At 36.8% G+C, this 24,528-nt stretch carries 22 protein-coding genes, 1 pseudogene and 1 riboswitch; of the genes and pseudogenes, 3 read left to right on the top strand and 20 right to left on the bottom strand.

The annotated features are described in order from the left end of the window. Positions 1-40 precede the first annotated feature (40 nt). A complete protein-coding gene (locus tag PB01_RS01520) occupies positions 41-859 on the top strand; it encodes a purine-nucleoside phosphorylase (protein WP_151698544.1) in 819 nt (272 codons plus the stop codon). An 85-nt stretch (positions 860-944) separates the two neighbouring features. On the opposite strand, the gene PB01_RS01515 is transcribed toward PB01_RS01520, so the two are convergent. The 6 genes from PB01_RS01515 to PB01_RS01490 all read right to left on the bottom strand — a co-directional run bounded on the left by PB01_RS01515 (position 945) and on the right by PB01_RS01490 (position 5,818). Further along, positions 945-1,484 carry a VUT family protein gene (locus PB01_RS01515; RefSeq protein ID WP_151698543.1) on the bottom strand — a complete coding sequence of 180 codons (540 nt, stop codon included), beginning with the start codon at positions 1,482-1,484 and terminating at the stop codon, positions 945-947. A 46-nt stretch (positions 1,485-1,530) separates the two neighbouring features. Next, positions 1,531-2,259 (bottom strand): 7-carboxy-7-deazaguanine synthase QueE, encoded by a 729-nt coding sequence (gene queE / locus PB01_RS01510; protein WP_151698542.1) that lies wholly within the window; start codon positions 2,257-2,259, stop codon positions 1,531-1,533. Further along, positions 2,252-2,725 (bottom strand): 6-carboxytetrahydropterin synthase QueD, encoded by a 474-nt coding sequence (queD, locus tag PB01_RS01505; RefSeq protein WP_151698541.1) that lies wholly within the window; start codon positions 2,723-2,725, stop codon positions 2,252-2,254. The genes queE and queD overlap by 8 nt, the downstream gene beginning before the upstream one ends. 3 nt (positions 2,726-2,728) lie before the next feature. Continuing rightward, entirely contained in the window at positions 2,729-3,388 is a 660-nt protein-coding gene (gene queC / locus PB01_RS01500) for a 7-cyano-7-deazaguanine synthase QueC (protein ID WP_151698540.1), read from the bottom strand. 120 nt (positions 3,389-3,508) lie between these two features. Next, the gene (queF, locus tag PB01_RS01495; RefSeq protein ID WP_151698539.1) at positions 3,509-4,009 is read right to left on the bottom strand and encodes a preQ(1) synthase; all 501 of its coding nucleotides are present in this window, start codon (positions 4,007-4,009) and stop codon (positions 3,509-3,511) included. Between the two features lie 128 nt (positions 4,010-4,137). Then, positions 4,138-4,184: riboswitch (PreQ1 riboswitch) on the bottom strand. 137 nt (positions 4,185-4,321) lie between these two features. Beyond that, positions 4,322-5,818 carry a malate:quinone oxidoreductase gene (locus tag PB01_RS01490; RefSeq protein WP_151698538.1) on the bottom strand — a complete coding sequence of 499 codons (1,497 nt, stop codon included), beginning with the start codon at positions 5,816-5,818 and terminating at the stop codon, positions 4,322-4,324. A gap of 432 nt (positions 5,819-6,250) precedes the next feature. On the opposite strand from PB01_RS01490, the gene PB01_RS01485 reads away from it, so the two are divergent. Beyond that, a complete protein-coding gene (locus tag PB01_RS01485; protein ID WP_151698537.1) occupies positions 6,251-6,628 on the top strand; it encodes an SET domain-containing protein in 378 nt (125 codons plus the stop codon). Between the two features lie 746 nt (positions 6,629-7,374). Here the strand turns inward: PB01_RS01485 and PB01_RS01480 are convergent. The 12 genes and pseudogenes from PB01_RS01480 to PB01_RS01420 all read right to left on the bottom strand — a co-directional run. Further along, entirely contained in the window at positions 7,375-8,733 is a 1,359-nt protein-coding gene (locus tag PB01_RS01480) for an IS4 family transposase (RefSeq protein ID WP_151698536.1), read from the bottom strand. Between the two features lie 305 nt (positions 8,734-9,038). Continuing rightward, positions 9,039-10,082 carry a threonine aldolase family protein gene (locus PB01_RS01470; RefSeq protein ID WP_151698535.1) on the bottom strand — a complete coding sequence of 348 codons (1,044 nt, stop codon included), beginning with the start codon at positions 10,080-10,082 and terminating at the stop codon, positions 9,039-9,041. A gap of 305 nt (positions 10,083-10,387) precedes the next feature. Further along, the gene (locus PB01_RS01465) at positions 10,388-10,765 is read right to left on the bottom strand and encodes a PH domain-containing protein (protein WP_151698534.1); all 378 of its coding nucleotides are present in this window, start codon (positions 10,763-10,765) and stop codon (positions 10,388-10,390) included. Positions 10,766-11,901: 1,136 nt separating this feature from the next. Further along, complete coding sequence (locus PB01_RS01460) at positions 11,902-12,390, bottom strand: ureidoglycolate lyase (RefSeq protein ID WP_151698533.1); 489 nt, start codon at positions 12,388-12,390, stop codon at positions 11,902-11,904. A gap of 30 nt (positions 12,391-12,420) precedes the next feature. Further along, the gene (locus PB01_RS01455; protein ID WP_151698532.1) at positions 12,421-13,383 is read right to left on the bottom strand and encodes a carbohydrate kinase family protein; all 963 of its coding nucleotides are present in this window, start codon (positions 13,381-13,383) and stop codon (positions 12,421-12,423) included. Between the two features lie 30 nt (positions 13,384-13,413). Continuing rightward, complete coding sequence (locus PB01_RS01450; RefSeq protein WP_151698531.1) at positions 13,414-14,157, bottom strand: BtpA/SgcQ family protein; 744 nt, start codon at positions 14,155-14,157, stop codon at positions 13,414-13,416. 40 nt (positions 14,158-14,197) lie between these two features. After that, positions 14,198-15,001, bottom strand: coding sequence for an energy-coupling factor ABC transporter ATP-binding protein (locus PB01_RS01445; protein WP_151698530.1), 804 nt, complete (start codon positions 14,999-15,001; stop codon positions 14,198-14,200). Further along, positions 15,002-15,850, bottom strand: a complete 849-nt coding sequence (locus tag PB01_RS01440) for an energy-coupling factor ABC transporter ATP-binding protein (RefSeq protein ID WP_151698529.1) — start codon at positions 15,848-15,850, stop codon at positions 15,002-15,004. After that, the gene (locus PB01_RS01435) at positions 15,847-16,638 is read right to left on the bottom strand and encodes an energy-coupling factor transporter transmembrane component T (RefSeq protein WP_192797430.1); all 792 of its coding nucleotides are present in this window, start codon (positions 16,636-16,638) and stop codon (positions 15,847-15,849) included. The genes PB01_RS01440 and PB01_RS01435 overlap by 4 nt, the downstream gene beginning before the upstream one ends. Before the next feature lie 137 nt (positions 16,639-16,775). Beyond that, entirely contained in the window at positions 16,776-17,384 is a 609-nt protein-coding gene (locus tag PB01_RS01430; RefSeq protein ID WP_151698527.1) for a hypothetical protein, read from the bottom strand. A 114-nt stretch (positions 17,385-17,498) separates the two neighbouring features. Next, a complete protein-coding gene (locus PB01_RS01425; protein ID WP_151698526.1) occupies positions 17,499-18,215 on the bottom strand; it encodes a GntR family transcriptional regulator in 717 nt (238 codons plus the stop codon). A gap of 736 nt (positions 18,216-18,951) precedes the next feature. After that, positions 18,952-19,182 (bottom strand): annotated as a pseudogene (locus PB01_RS01420) (7-carboxy-7-deazaguanine synthase QueE); the annotation flags it as partial. Between the two features lie 890 nt (positions 19,183-20,072). On the opposite strand from PB01_RS01420, the gene PB01_RS01415 reads away from it, so the two are divergent. Further along, positions 20,073-21,035 (top strand): sensor domain-containing diguanylate cyclase, encoded by a 963-nt coding sequence (locus tag PB01_RS01415; RefSeq protein WP_151698525.1) that lies wholly within the window; start codon positions 20,073-20,075, stop codon positions 21,033-21,035. Between the two features lie 456 nt (positions 21,036-21,491). On the opposite strand, the gene PB01_RS01410 is transcribed toward PB01_RS01415, so the two are convergent. Continuing rightward, positions 21,492-22,904: a M20 family metallopeptidase gene (locus PB01_RS01410; RefSeq protein ID WP_151701927.1), complete on the bottom strand. Its 1,413-nt coding sequence runs from the start codon at positions 22,902-22,904 to the stop codon at positions 21,492-21,494. A gap of 66 nt (positions 22,905-22,970) precedes the next feature. Further along, a complete protein-coding gene (locus PB01_RS01405) occupies positions 22,971-24,398 on the bottom strand; it encodes a YfcC family protein (RefSeq protein ID WP_225986134.1) in 1,428 nt (475 codons plus the stop codon). Positions 24,399-24,528 lie beyond the last annotated feature (130 nt).

The raw sequence follows: 24,528 nt of genomic DNA, 5'->3' as shown, positions 1-24,528 counted from the left end.
ATTGGTAACATGTTTTTTACGTTTCAAGGAGGAATTATTAATGCACAACATCCAAGACATTTTAGAAGCTAAAGATTTTATTATGAGTAAAACAGATCACCGCCCTGTGATAGGACTAATTCTTGGTTCAGGTTTAGGAACACTTGCGGATGAAATTAAGAACCCTGTCCAAATTCCATATAGCGCAATTCCTCACTTTGCCAAATCAGAAGCGATTGGTCACGCGAACGAACTAGTTATTGGAGAGTTAAATGGCAAAATCGTAGCGGCTATGAAAGGTCGTTTTCATTATTATGAAGGGTATACATTAGATGAAGTAACCTTTCCAGTTCGTGTAATGAAAGCACTAGGTATAGAGAATTTAATTATTACAAACGCTTGTGGCGCAGTTAATACAAGCTTTAACCCTGGAGATTTAATGTTAATTACGGATCATCTTAATTTAGTTGGAACCAATCCGTTAATGGGACCAAATAATAACGAATTAGGAACTCGTTTCCCTGATCTATCACAAGTGTATAACAAGGATCTGCGTAATATTGCAACTAAAATAGCTACCGAACAAAACATTCAATTGCAACAAGGTGTTTATGCTTGGTGGAGTGGACCTGCCTACGAATCTCCTGCTGAAATCCGCATGATTCGCATATTAGGAGCGGACGCTGTAGGTATGTCGACAGTACCAGAAGCTATTGTAGCGACTCATGCAAATATGAAAGTACTTGGTATTTCTTGTTTAACGAATATGGCATGTGGAATATTAGATCAGCCATTAAATCACGACGAAGTAATTGAAGTTGCTGGTAAGGTAAGAGTTAAATTTGTTGAATTAGTTAAAGGTGTTTTGGGAGAGATCTAATACTGATCTGACTTTATGTTAGACATTTTTCGAGTTCAATATGAAGAGACCTATTCAACAATGTGAATAGGTCTTTTTCATACAATTATTCTGTAATAAGACGTTTTACTTTCATTCCATGAACTTGATTCCAAATCAGTGCACCGAACATTTGAATAATAGTTTTCACGATAATCTGTCCCAAAATAGCTGCTGGTACAGCTTCCCAAGGCAATATATTAGCTCCTAGAGGACTTAAGCCGATTATGACGAAAATAACAGAATCAAAAAATCCTCCCACTATTCCACTGTAGAAAACACGCCAAGCCATCGGTAGTTTCAATCGTGTATAGATCTCTGTGTCAGCTGTTTCAGAGACAACAAATGAAAGTGTCGATGCCACCACAATTAGTAATGTATCCCCAAGTATGAATGAAACTAACGCGGATAATGCCAAAGCTGTAATAATAAACAAGTATGTTTTTGCTCTCCCGTATTTATTTTGCACAAGATCTCGGAGAATAAAAGTCGCTCCGATCAGAAGAGTTCCCATAGGAATGATAAACATTCCAAGATGTAATGGTGCAAATGCTGCCGTTACCACATTAGCGGTGACAATAGATATTAAATAGAATAGTATTCTCATGATGTTGCTCCTCAATTAAATTGATACATAGTTTTGTGGCTATCTACTATACTCCTCTTTTATTTCCCCATACAAGGGCATGTAACTGTGGAAGTACTTTAACATCTCTTAATTCATCATCCGTAATGACCTTGTCGATCAACGCTTCGTACTTCTCCAATAAATGACCGATAAGTCGTGGATTGTCTGTTGTTGTGATGTTATCATTACCGACCTGGAGATAAAAAGGAATCGCCGGGTATCGAAGGTGAACTTGTTTCGCATAATCATAATCGCCTTGGTTGAAAACGACTATTTTAAGGGATATATGCTGCTCGCTATTTCGATTTTTAAGTTTTCCGAGGAGATCAGAGAGCACAGAAAAGTCCGTGGTCATTCCAGAACTAGGAGGCTTTGGTGAAATGGTAAGTTCATCAATCTCGTACAGCCATTCCTGCCATTTGCTTCCCTGTGTCTCGACTCCGATCTTAATATCGTTTTCTTTTAAAATGGCAATGAGTGATTCCAAATTTCGAAGGAGTGCAGGATTTCCACCCGAAATTGTAACAAATGAAAAGCCACTGCCTCCAATACGTTTCAACTCGGACCAAATCTCTTCTGCTGTCATTTGTACAATAAGATGCTTGCCACTGCCATCCCATGTAAACGATGAATCACACCAGGAACAGGAATAGTCACAGCCGGCAGTCCGCACAAACATTGTCTTCTGGCCCACTACCATCCCCTCACCTTGAATCGTAGGTCCAAAGATCTCCATAACGGGTACTTTACTCAACTTCCAGCCACTCCCGTCTTGCTTCAGCATAACTTGTAGGAGTTTCATACAGTTGGATAAATTCTACACGTGCCCCGTTATATCGTTTTTCCTCAAGCAAGGCTTCCACCAACTTCTCGTAGATCCAGACAACAATGTTCTCTGCCGTCGTATTCATCGGTGGAAGGGTTTCATTTAAATAACGATGATCCAAATAAATCTCTATTTTTTGTTTCCATATTTCTTTTATATCGCCAAAATCAATCATCAAGCCGCGCTCATCCGTGTATCCACTCAAACCTAAAACGGCACGGTACGTATGGCCATGAAGGTTTTTACATTTTCCCTCATAGTTATGTAAATGATGGGCAGCATCAAAGGTAAATTCCTTGCTCACAAGAACACGCTTTGAATGATATTTCAATTGACCCTTTTGAATATCTTCATCTATTTTTTGGAGCTTATCGACAATTCTAAATTCAGACATGCCTTAGGACTCCTTCTTGAAGCTTAAATACTCATCAAGCCCTTTTTTGCGCAGCTTACAAGCTGGGCACTCCCCACAGCCATCTGCAATTACCCCGTTATAGCAGGTCAACGTTCTTTCTCGAACAAATTCAAGCGCACCAAGCTGATCGGCAAGTTCCCATGTTTGTGCCTTGTTCAACCACATTAGCGGTGTATCAAGAACAAAAGTATCATCCATAGATAAATTTAATGTTACGTTCAATGATTTAATAAAAATATCTCGACAATCCGGATATCCGCTAAAATCCGTTTCACAAACTCCAGTCACGATATGCTTAGCTCCTACTTGGCTCGCTAAAACTCCAGCAAATGAAAGAAAGAGCAGATTTCGTCCAGGAACAAAAGTCGATGGAAGCTCACCTTCTTCACCGTCTTCTACCTTTATGTCTTCTCTTGTTAATGCGTTCGGTGCAAGTTGGTTTAGAAGCGACATATCAAGAATATGATGCTTGATACCGAGTTCCTTTGCTATCTCCTTCGCACATTCAATTTCAAGGCTGTGTCTTTGACCATAATCAAAAGTCACTGCCTCAATCTCTTTAAAACGTTCTTTTGCCCAGAACAGACAAGTCGTGCTGTCCTGACCTCCACTAAATACAATGATTGCTTTTTCCTGCTTCATCTGTAAAAACTCCCCTATACCGAGAAAGCAGCACCCTAAAAAGAATGCTGTTTTCTTCTTAGTTTTTTAAAGAGGGTAGCTAAAAACCTCTTCCCAAATATGAACTATTCAATTCTTCGTTTATCGATTATCTATTTTTTCTGGGTATAGATCATGGTTCATCAAACGATAATCTGCCATCTCTTCGTATTTGGTACCTGGTTTTCCATAGTTACACCATGGATCAATAGAGATTCCTCCACGTGGTGTGAATTTTCCCCAAACCTCTATGTACCTTGGATCAAGTAACTTAATTAAATCGTCCATGATGATGTTGACACAATCTTCATGAAAATCTCCATGATTTCTAAAACTGAATAAATATAATTTTAGTGATTTACTCTCTACAATTTTTTTATCCGGTATGTACGAAATATACATTGTTGCAAAATCAGGCTGTTGTGTAATTGGGCATAAACTAGTGAATTCTGGACAATTAAATTTTACGAAATAATCGCGATTAGAATGAAGACTATCTACCGACTCCAGTACCTCTGGTGCATAATCAAATGAATATTGTGTCCCTTGATTACCTAACAATGTTAAATCCTTTAAACCTTCTTCATGACTTCTTCCAGACATAAAAAAACCTCCTAATAAAGTGTTTCCCCAAACACTTTCAAAAGAGGCATCTCCAAACATTCTATTCCAAACTTATAGGATAAAAACAAAAAAAGCCACGTCCAAATATGGACATGGCGAATAGTCATGTATCCATAGTTTTTTATAGAGGGTATGAGCTATGAACCTCTCCCGATTAAGTTCGGGTACCTATTTATGATATAGAATACTTGCGGAAACGTCAAATAGAGATTTGCTTAAACGAAGGGTACCAGGTTCTAATACAATTTTGAATTGTTTTAGTACCTGGTACCCAAAGTATTAACTTTTACCTTAATCTGTTTCACTTAGGCCAAGCGCTTCTGCTGTGGTCGTATGAATTTCGTGCAGAAGCTCTGGATTTTCCATTAGTGACATGCCATAAGAAGGAATCATTTCTTTTATTTTCGGCTCCCACTCTTTTATATGTTGTGGGAAACATTTTTCAAAAATTTCAAGCATCACGTGAACAGCAGTAGAAGCTCCTGGAGAAGCACCTAGTAATGCTGCAATCGAACCATCTGCTGCACTAATAACTTCCGTACCAAATTGAAGCGTACCTTTGCCGCCAGCTTCCGTATCTTTGATAACTTGTACACGTTGACCAGCTACTACCAAATCCCAATCCTCGCTGTTTGCGTTCGGGATAAACTCTCGTAACTCTTCCATGCGCTGTTCTTTCGATAACATAACTTGCTCGATCAAGTATTTTGTCAATGACATATTTTTTGCACCTGCCGACAACATAGTAAAAAGATTATCCGGTTTTACGGAAGTCACCAAATCTAACATGGAACCAGTTTTTAAAAACTTTGGTGAGAAGCCTGCAAACGGTCCAAATAGCAACGATTTCTTATTGTCGATAAATCTTGTGTCCAGATGCGGAACAGACATTGGAGGTGCTCCAACCTTAGCTAACCCATATACTTTTGCATGATGCTGCTCTACTACATCGGGATCATTACACACCATAAATATTCCACTTACCGGAAATCCACCAATATGTTTCCCTTCAGGAATACCGGATTTTTGCAGTAAATGCAAGCTTCCTCCACCGCCTCCGATAAAGACGAACTTTGCCGTATGGTATTCGATTTTACCTTCAGCATCATTCTTCACTTTCACTTCCCACTTGCCGTCTTCCGTCCGATTAAGATTTTCAACACTATGTTTGTAATTAATATCTACATTTTTACCCTTTAAGTGGTCAAACAAAATGCGCGTTAAAGCACCAAAGTTAACATCTGTGCCTGAGTCAATTTTTGTTGCTGCTATAGGTTCATTGGATGTACGACCTTGTAAAATAAGCGGGATCCATTCCATCAGTTTTTCAGGGTCATCGGAAAATTCCATCCCTTGAAACAGAGGATTTTGTAACATCGCTTCAAAACGTTTCTTTAAAAATGTTACATTTTGTTCCCCTTGTACCATACTCATATGAGGCAATGGCATGATAAAGTCCTTCGGATTACGTATCAGCTCGTTATTTACAAGATAAGACCAAAACTGCATGGAAAGCTGAAACTGTTCATTAACTTGAATAGCTTTGCTAATGTCTATCGATCCGTCTGGTTTTTCGACCGTATAGTTAAGCTCGCACAGTGCAGCATGCCCTGTTCCTGCATTATTCCATTCGTTAGAACTTTCCTCTCCTGCACTTTCGAGCTTTTCAAACACTGTAATTTTCCATTCAGGTACTAATTCTTTCAAAAATGTACCTAGAGTCGCACTCATGATTCCAGCACCAATTAAGATGACGTCTGTTTTAGTTTCTCTGCTCATTTTACCCATCCTTATACCCTCAAATTTGAAGAAAAGATGTAGGTGCGAATTCCTCACACACCTTTTCAGTCTCTATGTAACCCTATCAAAGTTTGTACTAATTATTTATAAATTATAATACCTGCTGTCATTTAATAATTATAGACTATTTAAAGCTAATAAAAAAGGGAGAAGTATTTCCACAAAACTCTAGTAACATACAAAATCATCCATACCTTAACCCAGCTTCTTGCAAGGATTGAGACATTGGCTTGTCTTTACTATATTAAAGGTACCAATTCTAACACAACTTTGAATTATTTTAGGACATGGACCTAATTCGGTGCCAATAAAGTCTTTTAATTAATAATAAAGTCTTCTGAAAACAAATAAAAAGAGCTCAATGTTCAAATTAATGTTACAGTTAGAAAGAATATATTAATAGTGAGTAGGCGAATAAACATGATTGAAGTAAAAACATCTTCATTAAGTGATGGAGAATTCAATAGAGGGGTATTTGCTAAAGTGGATATCAAAAAAGGAGAGCTTTTACATGAAGCACCTGTCATTGCTTATCCAAACGAACAGCATCAATACGTTGAGCAAACCATACTAGGTGATTACGCTTTTGAGTATGGGTTAGATAAATCTGCTATCCTTCTTGGTTATGGAATGTTATTTAACCATTCTTATGAACCTAATGCAAATTATGAGATTAATTTTAAAAATCACACATTTGATTTCTTTGCTTTCGAGGATATAAAAGCAGGAGAAGAAATTTTGATTAATTATAACGGAGACGTTGATGACAAGGATCCACTATGGTTTAATCAGGAATAAAAAGTAACCATCTATCAAGATAACTGATAGATGGTTATTTTTTTGGGTGTTTTTTATTATGCGCAACATAGAACGAATTATGTGGAGTATTCATATAGTACGTCTTAAAGATGCTCTATTAAGTGCCCGCTAAGATTTTCGCTGCAGGGCGGACGCTTTCCGCCCGGTGAGCGATGAGCCATCACCGCCGCATTCGCGTCGTTTGTGATTGCTCAACTGTCTCACTCATCCGGCAGGAGTCGCCGCCCTTCCGCTACAATCAACGTAGCTTGTTGGCTATTCTGTGTGTGCCGTCGCGTAAATGCTCAAAAAAGAACTCGTTACCATAGGATAAGTGCTTTCTATTCTAAAATGATACCACTTTTTGCTAATCGCAAGATAACTAATGTTATGTGCAATTTATGTAGTGTACACTTTATAGGTGTCATCCCATGCCATGTAAAAGCTCTATTAAGAGACAGTGGTCACATTCAAAGTGTATTTTTTAACTTATTCACTTATCGGTTTTTATTTTTAAAAATGCTACATTATGTGGATTTAGCGCGTCGGTATGAGACCATAGCCGTGTACTTAAGAAGAATAGTAAGTTTCAAATTATATGTTTTTACTATTTTTCGAGAAATTTAATGTTGCAAATGAGTGTTTTGAGGTTAGAATAAGATATGTTCTAAAAAAAGAACATAACAAATAAACCCAAAATAAAGCAGTTTCCAACTACCTTTAATTTGGATTTTTTGTGAATTTAATCAAACAAATAGAGTGTGCGGTTCTGACTTTGTCGATTTTAAGTTGAATTTTTCTGTGGTAGGAATAAGACTCTTAAAGAACAAACTCCAGCTTCGTGCACTTTTTTTGCTTTCTAAAACGAGTCGGTTTATCATTCTAGAAATCATACGGATCGTTAAATCTTCACTAATAAATTTATTTAATGTTTTCCAAACTACCTTTCGAATAAAACCTGTGGTTATCATGCTTAACAGCATGACAATACATTGGCAATATACGTGGCATAACCAACGTTCCATTTTCATGTCTTTTATTTGATGGATTTTCAAATGAGATTTCCATGTTTTAAAACGAAGTTCAATCTGCCATCGAACACGATATAACTGAGTTATTTTTTCAACGGAAATAGTAGGTGGTAAATTAGTTATGTAAATAGTTAGTCCAGAAAGTGCAGCTACATTTTCTTTTGGAACAGAGCGGCATTTTTTTTGATAACTTCTAATTCTTTTGTTTATATTTTTTGCTTCTTGCACTTCATCATGGCGATAAATAACACAACGTGTGGGCATTTTTTTATGTCTTCCCACATAAATTTGATTCCACTCTCGATATTGTCCCCTAGGTAATGTTTTTAATTCTTCTTCCATGTATAAACGCTGATAGCGTTGGCTTTCAATAAAGGAACCATCTGGATGACGAGGTGGATCATCAACCTCTACAAAGAACTGCGAATCCATTCTAGCTCTTGAAAGATAAAAGGCTTCAGATAGATGAATTTGTTCAAATAAATCCAAATGATAGTAACCTAAATCCTGCAAGAATAAATCCCCTTTTTCTAAACTAGCTAGTCGTTCGAATCCTGCGGGACTGTCTGCGGATTTCCCTTCATCTAAATTAAACCAAAGTAATTTCTCACTTAAGTAATCAAATTCAAATTGAATTTTAGCACCAGCATCTCTCGTTCCTTTATACTCATTTTCATATGATTTAGGGAGTTTAAAGCTTGTACTATCAATAATTCGAATCCGTTTGTATGGGGAATCTTTCTTTAATTTCATTTCAGCCAATGGCGCCTGAAGTTGATATTGAAATAGACGGTCAAATAGGGCCTTAAAAAAGTCGACAGCTTCAGTAGTGAATCGTTTATTTAAACCTGATTTAGTAATATTTATATGATGTTTTTCTAAATCGTGGCATAAATTATTTAATGAGGGCTGAACAAGATTAGCATTTTGTCGAAAGACAAGTGATAAAAAGTCGGAAGCTGAAAATTGCCGCTCCCGTTTAATAAATCCTGTTTCCTTCGCTAGTTGTTCAATATTTTTAGGTAGAAAAAGTTGAAAACGTTCTTTTAAATATAAATTATGTTGATTGTACATAAAAGCCTCCTCTAAGTTGTCGTTTTAATACTAACTTAAAAGAGGCACTTATTATGAAAAATAATTGAATTAGCTTAAGTACACGGCTATGGGTATGAGACTCCTGCGGGAATAGTGTTAGCCGAAGACCCCGCAGCGAGGAGGCTGAGGCAACGCTCGCGGAAAGCGAATACCAGAGTGCTAAATCCCAGTGGCTACTATTTTGCGCACTATATAAACAATGCGTTCCTTGCCCACTTTAATAAAGGCAATGCTAGTTAATATAGATTCTGCATAGATAAGCGCTAAACAACAAACCCGTTATTTTATATTACTCTTTTTGCATCCACTATTTGTTTTATGGCCTTAACGAAACTACGTACTTCTTCCTCTTTTGTTGCCCATGAGGTAACTAATCGAATCGCGGAATGTGTAGAATCAACCTTTTCCCAAATAAGAAACGAATAACTTTTTTGGAGCTCTGTAATTAGATAGTTCGGCAAAATTGGAAAGATTTGATTGGACGGAGAATCTATTAAAAATGATAATTGAGCAGCGCTACATCCCGCCCTTAGAATAGCGGCCATATCATTCGCATGCTGGGCCAATTCAGCAAACAAATCATCTTTAAACAGCTCATAAAACTGGATACCTAATAATCTCCCTTTCGCTAATAAAGCCCCTTTTTGCTTCAATTGAAAACGAAAATCTTCTTTTAATGAATTGCGACAAATGACTAATGCCTCACCTAAAAGAGCGCCATTCTTAGTCCCACCAATATAGAAAGCATCCACAAGTGTCGAGATATCACTTAACTTCAAGTCATTTTCAGTGGAGCACAATGCGGATCCTAGTCTTGCCCCATCCATATATAATAGTAGATTATGTTCCTTACAAAACTCTTTTAAGTCTGTCAGTTCACGCTTATTGTAAATAGAACCTATTTCCGTCGAATTTGATATGTAGACTAATTTTGGTTTTACCATATGCTCATCTGTATGGAGATCTAACACTTCTTTAATTTGAGCAGGATTTAGTTTTCCATCTTCCGTTTCTACGGAAATAACTTTATGTCCCGTAGCTTCAATCGCACCCGTTTCATGTGTAAAAACATGCCCCGCACTAGTAGCTATCACCGCTTCATGTGGTCGTAAGAAAGCAGAAATTGCCGTTAAATTAGTTTGCGTCCCGCCCGATAACAAATGGATATCGACTTCTGTATTCTCTAGCTTTTGCTTCAATATATCGATCGCTTTTTGTGTAAATTGATCACCGCCATACCCATCTTCTTGCACAAAGTTCGACTCCATTAAAGCTTGTAAAATCCTCGGATGAGCCCCTTCTGCGTAATCATTCTTAAAGCTATACATATATATTCCTCCATTCCAATATTCGATATGAGCTAGATGTCTAATAATATTTATTAATATACTCCCTTTGAAACTCAAAATCTAATGTATGTAAAAAAAACATTGGAATCCATTGGTATGTAAAATTAAGTCATATCCGTAATCATTCCATTAAGCCATTTTCTAATAGCCAATCGCAATTTATGATTTTAGAGCATTTTTATAATGCTCTTTGCTCTTATTAGTAAAGAACTTGCTTGCTAAAATAGAGGAAGAGGTTTCGCTACATATGCAACCATAATCATAGTTAGCCTCTCCCCTGTCTATTACTTCATTACATACCCCGCTAAAACACTTTGTACCTTATATATATTTAAAGATTTGTTGAATTTTTTTTGAATTGGCGCAGCACTTCCCGATAACCAAATTTTTAATTCTGCATCCAAGTCAAAAGTGCCTGCCGTTTCAATAGAGAAATGCACGACACTTTTATATGGAATTGAGTGATACTCTACTTTTTTTCCAGTCACACCTTGTTTATCAATAAGTAATAATCGTTTATCCGTAAAAACAATAAGATCTCGTATAAGTTTATATGCATGCTCCACCCTTTCAGTAGGAGTAAGTAAATCCTTCAATTCACTTTCTACCTTATCATTTTCTATCTCCGAAGCGTTTCCCATCAATCCATCTAAAAAACCCATTCAAATTCCTCCTAAAACGTATTTTATATCCATTCAAGAACAGTGAATAAATCTCCTTCTAGTATATCCCAAAAATAATAAGTAGCCGTCCAATTAATCTTTATCAAATGGAAAACTAGTTTAAATTATACTCTCAATTGATTATTCGAAAATCTTTTAAGAGTTTATTAATTTTTTCTCTAAAACTATGTATAAAATCGAAATAGATTACCTATATTGTTAATAGAGTAAGAGATTAAAGGAGGAATAGAAATGAAGAATTCAATAGGTTTACCAGAACAATTACCAGAAACATTAGAAGAGTTATTAAAGCTATTATTACAAACGGTTGTTGCATAGGAGAGATTTAGATTAATAATGAGACTTGGAAACATAGAAAAGTAGATATCCTTACTTGTGGCAGGTAGAGATATCTACTTATTGATTTTTCTTCAACATTCCCTCCACTATCCCACTTAAAATCCTACGAATAGTACTACATAATAACTATGCAAATAAATACTGAATTGGTACTACTCTTATTTTCATTTGTTTTACTCGTTATACAAACTTGTCGTTACAGCTTCCCTAATTCATCCACAAAAACAAATCGTTTTGGATAAGTTTGCAACAAGTTGGTAATCCTCCAAACGTCTATATAATAATCGTACCCGAGTTTTAATAATTTCGTATTTGATTCCTGACAAATTAATAACATCCAATTGTCGTATTTTATTGTTCCTTAGAAGCTCTACGAGGATAATTTTTTTTCAAGCGTTTATATAAAAGTAACTTATCTACATGTGGATAACTTCAATAAATTGTGATTGACGAGATATGCACAACTTATCAACATCCTCTATAGATGAAAGGTACCAGGTTCTAATACAATTTTGTTTAAGGACTGATACACCACACTTACTTGAAAAACAAAACTTTCAAAAGGATAAATAGAGGTAACATCTGAATACAATAAAAAAGACCACTTGATGTTTGTGCATCAAATGGCCAATGTAATAGCAATTTTTATTTGCGACGAGTAATCGCAGGAGCGGGTTCCCTTCAAGGAGGATTAGCTAGCACATAGGACTAACCCATCTGATCTCTAACTCAAGGTTGGGTTATTTTTTATGGTTGAATGACAGAATTACTACACCTTAGTCTGCAGCAACTCTAATTTCAACCGGGCCATCCGCTATTTCTATCCACTCGGTTGGTGTGTCTAGGACTTGTGCGAACCAGTAATAAGGTACCACACCATCAATCCCATGACAGGCATCATGCCAAATCCCTTCTTTCAGAACAACAACTTCCCCAGGATGAATGATGATTGCTTTTATGTCTTCCGCTCTAGGGTATTGCCGATTTCCGCTGTTTGCAATCGCCAAAACAATGGGATCTGCCATGCAAAAAAGAGCTTCTTCTGTATGCAAATGTCTTTCCATTTTATATGTTTTACATGGCAAAGGTGATCCAACAGTTAATCCTAAATGCCCCTCTGAATGTATAAGAGGTGAATCCGTCATACTATCTTTCCATCCATCACCTTCTGAAAGCACAACATTATGAGGTTGATTACTCATATTGTAGTACTTTCCATATTCCGAGAAATCAATTGATGAAACAGGTTGTGCGATGATTTTCAAACATTATCCTCTCCCCATTATGTATGTCGTTTAAACTAAGAAACGATCGAACGCATTGTCTAGGAGGAGATTCCGTTCTTTCATAAAGTCTATAATTTCCTCATTTGAAGCCACTCCACCACGAGGACCCATGACAGTCACTGCTCGGGCAGCTGCTGCGTTTGCAAAAAGGGCAACAAGTGTTAAATCATCACTTTTATTTAGCGCATGAATAAAAGAACTGCAAAATGTATCACCCGCTCCAGTTACATCGACAACTTCAACTGGGATTCCCGGAATATGAATCTGCTCATCCTTTGTATATACAACACATCCGTCTTCTGCATGTGTAACGACGACAATTTCTGTTCCAAATTCAAGCAATTGAGCAACAGCTTGTTCAGCTGTTTTCTCTTTTCGATAGGTATCAAAACCAATTGTATTGAAAAATACAATGTCCATCTCTTCTATAAATAATTCGTCACCCGCTTCTAAATGAGCGACATCCAGATCATAGACCATTTTTGCACCACTTGCTCTGACTTTCCTAATAATATCGATTGCATGCATATCTCCACATCGTAAAGGTCTGATTTCTGAAATACATGTATATACGTATTTTGCCTTGCACATTGCATCGATAATTTCATGCGTTATCTCAAAATGAGTAATGCCCAATGTAGGGATAAATAATGTATGGTCATCTTCCGCTAATATAATCATATTCTTCGCATCTGGCAGTGAATCATCATGGAGAATATAGCGTGTGTCTATTCCTCTATCCTTTAAATCTTTACATAGGATTTGTGTAATGTTTCCGCTATTAAGCAAAGCAAGATAGTAAATATTTTCATTATAAGCCGCATAGACACTTGCTGCATTCGCTATCATTCCGCCTACGTATGCGTCTAACGTTTCAACAAGGACTTTTTCACGAATCCCCGGCCAATACGGAGCCCTATAATATTCATCTAACGCAATGTCTCCAACAAAAAAAGAATAATCGCTCTTCATATGTACCCCTCCACTACCGATAGGAAAAGCCTATCGGACGTTCTTTACTTGCGTCATAAAATGACGCACGTTTTCAACACTAACATTTCCATCATCTTTAAATGTGTCCTTCAAATAGCTCCCTACAATTGCAGCATCAGCTACGCCAAGTTGCTCTTTAAAGTTATCTGCAGTAATTCCCGCACCGACAACTAGCGGGTGGTCATTCCCCATAATTTTTCTGAATGCATTGATTTTCGATATATCTGTTTCTAGACCTGTCCCCTCGCCTGTCACAACAATTGCATCGCATCTAGTTATCCCAATTGTTAAATCCTCTTCTAACGTTCTACCTGACAAATAAGGTTGATATTTAAATCGAACGCCACCAAGTACAAAAGCATTCGTTTGTTTACGTGCATTCGTAATCCATTCATCAAACTCGCGATCTTCATCTAAGTTCAGATGTCCTGCGACCGAATCCAACTGAATGAATTTCACATCGTATTTAACGGCAAGTTCAAATGCTTTCTTATCATCATCGAGAACATTGACACCATAAATGATGTTTTTTCGTTCTGAATAGAGATAGTTCAGCACTTCTTCCACAACTTCAGGGGAACCGAAATAATTTTCAATAATTACAGCGTCAATGCCATTGTCAATCAATTGATCAATTTCCAGTTTAGCAATTTCAACCTTCTCTTCATTGCTTTCACCTTTTAAATGAATCATTGCCAATATAGGTTTTTTTACATGAAACAAGCTTAGAAAATTCTCTTTTTGGATACGCAATCCCTTCACCTCATACCAATTTTTTATGTTTGTCTATTCATTACTTCTTATTTAGTAGTTCCACCAGTTCATGTCGGTAGATGATATTTCCTTCCATGCCAAGTTCCTCAGAAATCTCTCCAATTTGAGGCTTTTTAAGCCTAGCCTCCGTTAAGATTTCTGTAGACCAAAATGTATTCCGTGCCGAATCATCTGCAATAATCCTTTTATTTGCCATGGTTATTACACGTGCAAAATTATCCGCCACAAACTCCATATCATGGGTAATTGTAATGACGCATTTCCCCTCTTCCTGTAGTCTATCTAACAGTTTAGTGAGTGTTTGAATTCCATGTAAATCTTGTCCTGCAGTTGGTTCATCCAGGATGATATATGGAGTTTCAAGTGCCAATACCATGGCGATAGTTATAAACTTCCTGATTGAATAGGGCACATCAAATGGATTCATATGTAAATAGCTCTCGATCCCAGTCAGCTCTACCGCCCGACTAACACGTCGCTCGATTTCTTGTGAATCTAGTTTTGAATAATGAAGCATGTATTCGATTTCTTTCTGGACATTACTATTAAATATCTGATCATCCGGATTTTGAAAAACGTAGCCCACATAGGCTGAAACTTGAGCGGTGGTTTGCATTTTGGTATTCACGCCATTAATGAGTACATCACCGTTCGTAGGTTTGTTTAACCCATTCATTAACTTCACTGCTGTCGTCTTTCCTGCTCCATTCTGTCCTACAATGGCTACTCTTTCCCCTTTTTGAATGATCAAATTCAGTTCTTCGTTAGCTACATGTCCATCAGGGTAAGCAAACGAAACATTCTTTAACTCAATTGCTTCCATCTATACACCCACCCTTTGCTTTATCTGATCTATTACCTGGGATTTCGTTATCGCGATTGTATCGAATGCTTTATTCGCCTTTTGCATGTCGTAACTGAGCATAGCTGCTTGCGGAAGCATAACACCCATTTGAAGCAAATCTATATTGGAAAATACGTCTAGCGCAGAACCACTTAAGGCAATACGACCATCTTTTAACACGATAACCTCATCTGTGTATTCGGCTATCAAATCCACTTTATGTTCAACTAGAAAAATAGTTTTCCCCTGTTCTTTTAACAGATTGATAATCGAAAAAATCTCTGCACTACTCTCCGGATCGAGCTGCGAAGTCGGTTCATCAATCACTAGAATATCGCTATTCATGGCAATAATGGATGCAAATGCAACGCGTTGTTTTTGACCACCCGAAAGATTATTTGGGTTTTTCTTGATGAGCTGTTCCAGTTTTAAAAGCTTCACGACTTCAATGACTCGATCGATCAACACTTCTTTTTCCACTCCCAGGTTTTCAAGGCCAAGCGCAATCTCTTCAAAGACAGTGTCTTTAATTCCACTGATTTGTGTAAACGGATTTTGAAAGATATACCCTATTTTGGTGGATAATAAATTACTATCCCAATTGCGCACATCGTTCCCTTCGATCAAAACATCACCCGTAAGATCACCTTCGAAAAAATGAGGAATCATCCCTCTAAGTAAATTACAAAATGTTGTTTTTCCACTTCCGTTCGCGCCAATAATACCGTAGCATTTCCCTGTTTCAAACGCGTAATTCAACTCTTGGAGAGCGAATTCTTCCATATAGGGATACTTATAGGATACATTTTTAAGTGAAATACAGTTCATCCAACAACCCTCCATACAATAAATCCTATAAAAGCAAGATTGACGATTAGCAAAATCATTTTCTCAGACGGGGGAACCAGCCGTAATTCACGTAAATGCGTATTTTTTGCGGGTGCATAAAATGCTCTTGCATCCATTGCAATGGCCTTTTCTTCTGAATTTGAGATAGCCCCTAAAAACAACGGTCCTAGTATTGGGAAAAAAGCTTTAATTCGATGAATGGCTTTTCCCTCCGTCTCGATTCCCCTCGCTTTTTGTGATTCCATAATTAGCTTCGACATGCTTCCAAGGTCAATAATGGACTGGAGCGATGATAGTATGACATAGGTACCCGTAGGAGGGACACCTTTTTTTTCTAGGGCAAGCATTAAGTCTTTCGCCTGCGTCGCAACACTATAAAATACAAGCGCTCCGCAAATTGCCACAACCAATGTAGCAAACTGCAACCCGTGGTCCACGCCTTCTTGAGTAATCGTGAGAAAGCCTAATTTCATCAGTACGTCTTCTCCAGGTATGAACATCGCCCTCATGATGAAGAGTAACGAACCTATCAGAAGCCCAAGCCGAATATAGACTTTTGAGAACTGTTTAATACGACTGGACGCCGTTGCGAGAATAAAATAAAAGAGGATGACCGCCACACTGACTACCCAACTCTTAGCGACAATCGGAATAATCGCTAAAATGAGGATGATATTTAACTTACTTAGCGGATTAAGATCCAAAAACCAATTATTTTGTACCTGTGGCTTTTTAAACGAATTGATAAATTCATAATCCATTTCCATGTCCATGTCCCCTTTTCAAAATCGTGGAATCTCTCAACATTCTAATCTATTCCAACGTAGATATAACAAATTTCCCCACATGCAGAAATAAGCTACATGCAGGGATTAGCGAATGCACTATAATGTTCTACTCACTATCAGGCTACTTTTCGAGCCCCACCTTGCAACTTATCTTTGTCAATTAAAACGTGTCCAAGTGGAAGCTTCGCCAATGTTCGTATTGGAATACTTTTAAGAATGAAAAATACAATAATTAATGTCGGAATTTTATCAAGTAAATCAGCAAACAACTCAGAAATAAATGCACCTGCCTGTACCGATAAGCCTAGTGTCATTAGCATTCCAGTAATCATACCTGTCGTCCCAGCACCTAACCCATCAAAAAGCAAAATAGTAATCATTGAACCAACACCTCCGCCAATAAAGGCGAAGCCCAAACCAGCAATAACTGTTTTCCATAGTTTTTTAAATACACCTTTTTTCGATAAATAACCAGCAAGTAAACCGAAACCGATATTCAACCAAATGTAAGCAATGGTTGTAGGATTTGAAACGGAAATACTAACGTTTGTGATTGCTCCAACGATTGCCCCTGGTATTCCACCGCAAAGCGCACCTACTGTAATCGTTCCAATTGAATCCAGATAGAGTGGTAATTTTAATAAGAGTGCGATTTGACCTCCGATAAAATTTACTGCAATCCCAATAGGAATTAAAAAAATTGTTAACTTGTTCATCTTTTTCACATGACATCTCCCATTCAATTTTTTTATATAAATTAAATAAAAATATTTAATCTTTACAGCATGGATACAGCACTCTTCGAAATGTATACGCTTCCATTAACTACATCAAAACATTTATTTTGACGAGTTAATACTCGTCATTATATTGAACTCAATAGTTGGCGAATAAACGATTTTCACTTTTTCTATTTTTCTATTGTTTTGATCGTATATATTTCCTTCCGCTTTCAGTAATGCCACTTCATCATCTTTTAACTCTAGAATATTTCTCATTTGGTCATCGATTAAAACTGGTGACAAAGAGATTTCCGAACGCGTTGGCTTAACTAGATACTTATCGCGCAGTATTTTGTAAAGTGATTCATTTTCAAAACTGTTTTTGTCTAAGTCTGGAAATAAACTCACTGGAAGCAACGAGGTATCAATCATTAAGTAGGTAACGGAATCTTCCTTCTTCACACCTCGAGCTCGCGTCAACTGATAGTATTCTTCACCATCAATTGTGATCCTGCATTGATCTAATACTTTCGAAACGGCTAACTCATTACGGTTTTTCAAATAATCCGTAAAGCCTCCAAAATTAGTAATGCTGTACTGAAGTGGACTTAGACGAACAAAAGTACCTTTCCCACGAACTTGATGGACTAACCCCTCATTCACTAACAAAGACAGCGCTTTTCTAATGGTTCCTCGAGTTGTATCAAACAACTTCATCATCTCGGTTTCAGATGGAATCGCTTCCCCTTGTTTATACTCACCATTTACTATCTTCAGCCTCAATTGACGATATAGTTGAATATACAAAGGAGTAAAATCATTCTTATCTAGCAATTTTAATCCTCCTTCAGTCATGTTTCATTAGTTGACCACTTATGTGTACAAGTTAATAATAAATCTATAACTTACTAGTGTCAATAGTCTATCAATTCTTTATTTTTCTTTAAGAGTAGCGGATAACATCTAGAAGTCGTGAAATCATGACTCTTCAAAAGAGATCAACGCATATAAGAAAAACCGTTGATTTCCGCTATGGCGGACGCTTTTCGCGGGCATGATTTCAGTCTCTTCGTCACTGCGTTCTTGCGAGGCCTTCCACTCATGCTCCTGCCGCTTCGCTTTCATCGCAAATATATTTGCTATTCCCGCAGAAGTCACTGCCTTCGCATCAATCTACTTGTGTACTACTGGAGATGGAGAGATTGGAGAGAAGAGATAGGCAACTGTTCAAAAGGAAAGTACCAGTTCATTATTTCGACGAAGCATATTATCTTAATGGTATTTTATTTCTGCCAAAATATTCTCATCTAATTGTCGAATGTTAAAGTTCCTTAGAAACTTCAGAAGAAAAACTCTTCTTCAATCTATTGCATTCAAGTAAAAGTAATATATCAACATGTGGATAGCTTCGGTAAATACTAGTTGACGATATATACACAACTTATCAACATCCTCTATGAGCTAAATCCTATTATGAAAACTAAAAAAGACCACCTGATGCCTCAACATCAAACGGTCAAATAATAAATAGTAGGTTTCCTCAAGGGAATTATAGTTTTGTGGATACCTACTAAACTTCCCTATTGTTTCCCCAAACAAGGGTATGTAGCTGCGGCAGTACTTTGACATCTCGTAATTCCATGTCTGCAATCACCTTGTCGATCAGCGCTTCGTACTTCTCCAAAAAACGGATGAGAAGTTGCGGATTATCCGTCGTCGTAATTTCTTCATTACCGACCTGAAGATAAAAAGGAATTGTTGGGTATCGAAGGTGAACTTGCTTGGCATAATCATAATCCTCTTGAAATGAGAGAATAAATCCTTTCCTATTATTATAAAAGCGGACGAAGATGCAATTTCGTCCGCTCAGCATATCTTTCTTTATCAATGGATGCTATCTATTTTTTTTCAGTATCCGCCTCTGCCTCAATAAGCAAAAGTCAGTACAACTTTTCATTAATTGGACGATTCATATTCTTTCCGTATTAGGACTGTTGATTGGAGCGGAAGGGGCTACTCCTAGGGGATTAACAAGCAAATCAAGACCCTAGCCTCGCTCGTAGAGAAGGAAGCGGCTTGATGCTTGTCTCCAGGAAAGCTTCCGCCAGCTCTGGAAATCAACCTGTTCACAGCATGAAGATTGATATACTTTCCTTAAAAAACTTAGACTTTTATAAAGAATAGGCAACTTCCTGCTTCATATTAAACAGGAAGTTGCCCTTTTTCTTTTAGTAGCGTAGTAAATAATTTGTGCAACGCTTGTTATAACACCTATGAGCCAAGATATTTAGTGTTGTTTACGAATTATGTGTAACACAGGGAACAAATCCGACTATAAAAATATTGGTTATATAAACATATTTGTAACTTATAAAAACTAGTGGGTACGAACATCTCCTTTTGAACTAAATATTCATTCATTTTTGGTTTATTTCTACCTATAATTCATTTACTTTTATAAAGTATTCCGTTCTATTCGTTATCGTATTTTTTATTTACGGGTGTTCCATTTATACTAAATTACCTATTAACAAACTGGTAAAATGGTCATATAATAAAGTAAATATAAAGACAAATAGAATAGCAAGATAAACTGAAAGCAATTTCAGAAATATTATTTATTCCTAAAAACAATTATGTTCAAAAAAATAACCTCTTTGCAAAATCTTAGATAAGAAAGGGATTTTTCTAGTGTTGAAAATTGTTATATTGCTGATATTAGGACTTATAATAATATGTTATAAATTAAACTCAGCGCGGATTAAGTTACAACAACAAGTTAAACATTTAAGTCCCATGATACAAACAGTGGAGAATTCAAAAGATATCCTATATTACCTTGAAATAAAACCAAGGTTAAAATATCAATATTTAAGCCCTGTAATAGAAAATTTTTTAGGTATTAATTCATTAGAAGAACATCTTAAAAATCCTGATTATTACTATGAGATAGTCCATCCAGATGATTATAATATGGCTGTGGAAAAACTATCTGGTAAGACTGATTTTAGTAAACCTATAATAACTAGAATGAGAAATGACGAAGGTAAATACCTATGGTTTGAAGAATACGCTACCCCTATATACGAAAATGGTGAATTCATTGCTATACATGGAGTTCATAGAAATATTGATGATCGGATTTTACTGCAACAACAGCTGGAATATAAGGTTACTCACGATGCATTAACAGATATTTATAATCGTGAACACTTTGAAAATCAGCTTCAGAGGTACAACGAGAAAATAGATGTTTCAATAGCCATTATCATATGTGATCTAGACGAATTAAAGATGATAAATGATCATTATGGACATAAGGTTGGGGACAATTTAATACAGGAATCCGCAAAATTATTAATGCAATGCGCGAATGAAGAGGTTAAGGATGAGGATGAGGTTGAGGTTGCAAGAATTGGGGGAGATGAATTTGCGATTACACTGATTAATACAGACCCCCTACAAGTAGAAACGTTTTTGGTCAAAGTGCAAAATAGAATAGATCATTTCAACGAAGAAACTGATACATTTAACATAAAAATGTCTAAAGGACACGCTTATCATTTTTCATCAATTGGTAAAATGGAGCAATTGTTTGTAGAAGCAGATAGCAAAATGTATAAGGAAAAAAATAATAAAGTGACTAGTAGATAAAAAACAAATTAAACAGACGCTGATCAACTAATTAAGTATCAGCATCTATTTAATTTTTTAAATATTTGCTCTTAATCTATTTTAATCATATATTACTTCAATTACTTGTAGTCTTCCATGCGTGAATAGAACCCGGCGCTCTTTACTAATGGTAGCATATTACATCATTACTCTATTGTTAAAAAAGTGATTTTAGATTTCACCGTTCTAATTGGCGAAAATTTAGTTAAGGACCTAGATTAAATAACCGGATTTACTTGCGCCATACCCAATAAACACTGAATAACATATCATATTTGGATTGATGATCAAGATTTGTTTTAGAACCTGGTACCCCGAACAAAAAATATGAACTACCTAGCGTTAGACATAAAGAGAAAACCAAAAAAATACACCACTTATTATCAAGTGGTGTATGCATAATTCAACAGCATTTGACAGACTTTTCTATACCTTTTACATTGTCTGAAGTTTATACTTTTTAATTTCAGGCGGAATGGGTGACACATAGTCTTCACCATTTCGCTGCTCGATCAATTCTACCTTCGCTTTTTCAAGGACATCAGGGTTAAGAAGGGCTTCGATTGCGGTTGCTGCCATGACTTTACCAGCATGAAGCATTCCTTTATGAGCTACTGAAGTTTTTCCAGTTGAAACCACCTGCCAAGTATGAAGCGGAGTTCCGACTGGTTCACACGCTACCAAACATTGTACGGTAGGGACAATCCAGCTCACATCGCCAACATCGGTTGTACCCGGCAACATCCCGTTTGATGGAATAAATGGATCAATGACGTCCGCTAAATCTTTTCCTTCTAGTTCTTTATTGGCCTTAATATCTTCTTTCTTATCTGCCTCAGATAGAGTCGCTCGAATGGCCTTCGCAAATTCTATTTCTTTTTCATTATACTGAGGAACTCCTAAGGCAACAAAGTTATCATGCATGACTTTTTCTAATGTATTATTTGGCAATATATCAGCGGCAGCAGAAGCAAATTCTATTTCTAATTGTGTTCCGGTCATAAGAGCAGCGCCTCTTGCAACATCGCAAATACGTTGATAGATTTCTTCTGTTTGAGATACACGTGGTGCACGAATAAAATATAATACATCTGCCTTTTCTTGAACGACATTTGGTGAAAATCCACCTGAATTGGTTATGGCATAATGAACCCTTGCTTCAGGAATAATATGTTCCCGTAAATAGTTTACACCCACATTCATTAGTTCAACTGCATCAAGCGCGCTTCTTCCAAGATATGGACTAGCAGCGGCATGAGCACTTTTTCCTCTGAATCTATAGGAAACTTCATAACAAGCAAGAGATGACATGGACCAAACGGCATTTCGAGACCATGGGTGCCAGCATACGGCAAAATCTACATCATCAAATAGGCCCTCTCTTACCATAAAGGTTTTTCCGCTTCCAATTTCTTCTCCGGGACATCCGTAGTATCGAACCGTTCCTTCTAGGTTGTTTTCTTCTAAGTAATAACGGATCGCAATTGCAGCTGCTAATGCACCTGTACCAAGTAAATTATGTCCACAGCCATGCCCATTGCCATTTGTTATTACTGGATTATACTCAGTTTCTCCACCAACTTGGCTTAGACCAGTCAAGGCATCAAATTCACCTAATATAGCAATAATCGGTTTACCTGTCCCAAAGCTTCCTATAAAGGCGGTATCGATATTTCCTACACCTTTTTCAACTGTAAAACCTTCTTCTTCTAAAGTTTTACATAATAATTCTGCTGATTGAAATTCTTCGAAGCCTGTTTCAGCATAATCCCAAATTTGATCACTCACAGAAATTAATTTTTGACGTTTCTCTTCAATAATTTTTGATAGAGCATCACGATAATCCAATTCATTCACCTCATTAGAAAATTATTATTTATTTAACTTCATTCACAAGAAATCTCTTACCTTTTATTAAAACGGACCATAATTAATAGCTTGAGCAATGATCAAAAAGATTATAACAACCACAACCTGAATAAGAACATATGGCAATATCCATTTTGCCCATTTGGAATAAGGAATACCCATCATTCCAAGAGCTGCTAGTAGCACCCCACCTGTAGGAATAATTAAATTAGAAACTCCTCCACCCATTACAGTAGCAAATGCAGCTGTTTGTCTCGTTACACCGACTAAATCCGCTAACGGTGCCATAATAGGCATAACTAAGGATGCATGTCCGCTTCCAGATGGAACAAGGAAATGGATGAAGAAATTGACAACTGCCATTCCTACGGCTGTAACGCTAGGCGGTAGGCCGTCAAGTAAACCAGAGGCAGTATGTAATATGGTGTCTAATAATTGGCCGGATTTAAGAACAACAAGGATTGTATTCGCAACACCAATTATCATGGCACCTGGAATCATTTCAGAACAACCTTTTAAAAATGCATCTGTAATTTCATTTCCAGAAAGTTTTCCAATAAGCGCCATAACAATGGCACCTAGTAAGAAAACTCCTACGATTTCACTGATATACCATTCAAGACTAATAACACCATAGATAAGGGCAATAAAGCAGCCTAAAAAGACTAAAAGAGAAATCGCATGCCTTTTACTCAACTTGTAATTGTTTTCAAACTTAATGCTTTCGTTTATGTTGAACTTTCCGTACTCGGCTAATTCTGGATTTTTTTCTATCTTATTAACATGTCTCCAAATGTAGACAACTGACAAAATATAAAAAACAACGTAAATCGCGATACGTAAGCCAATTCCTGAGTACATAGGAAGTTCAGCTACTGTTTGGGCAACACCAATTGTAAAAGGATTCGTAATTCCTGATGTAAATCCAGCACCTAGCATCCCTAGAAAAACAATCGCCATACCTGTTAACGCATCAAAACCTAATGCAATAGCCATCGGAGCAATGATGGCAATATAGACCAAGGAGTCTTCAGCCGATCCAATTAGAGTACCAAGTAATGAAAAAAGTAACACCATAACGGGAATAATCAATTTTTTTCTTGCACCAAATTTTTGCACAGTAAATCTAATTAAAGCATCAATGGAACCTGTAGCTTGCATAATCCCAAGTGCACCGCCAAATAGTAAAACAAATAGGATAATCGGAGCGCCGTTTACCATACCTTGGTGAAAAGAATTAAACATGTCTAATAATCCTACAGGCGTTTTTTCTACGAATTCAAATTTTGAAGGGTCAATGATGGTTCTGCCATTTTCCTCATGTCTCTCGTATTGGCCAGCAGGTATTACATAGGTTAATAGAGTAATAACGGTAATGATTAAAAACATCAGAACATAGGCACTTAACCCGCCTTTTTTCTTCTTTTTCTTTTCAGTGCTTTCTTCTATCTTTAATGGTTTGGCAGTACTCAAATTTAACACTCCTTTATAGTTTATGTAAAAAGCAACTTGTCCTACTATGAATTAACTCATTAAACAATCTGAGTTGTAATCATCCTTTCAACCAAATTAAATTTAGGAAATATTTAAACTTGTCAACGCT

Source organism: Psychrobacillus glaciei, from assembly GCF_008973485.1.
Classification (GTDB): domain Bacteria; phylum Bacillota; class Bacilli; order Bacillales_A; family Planococcaceae; genus Psychrobacillus; species Psychrobacillus glaciei.
The sequence above is the reverse complement of the archived record's forward strand: the minus strand, read 5'-3'. Positions and strand labels throughout refer to the sequence as shown.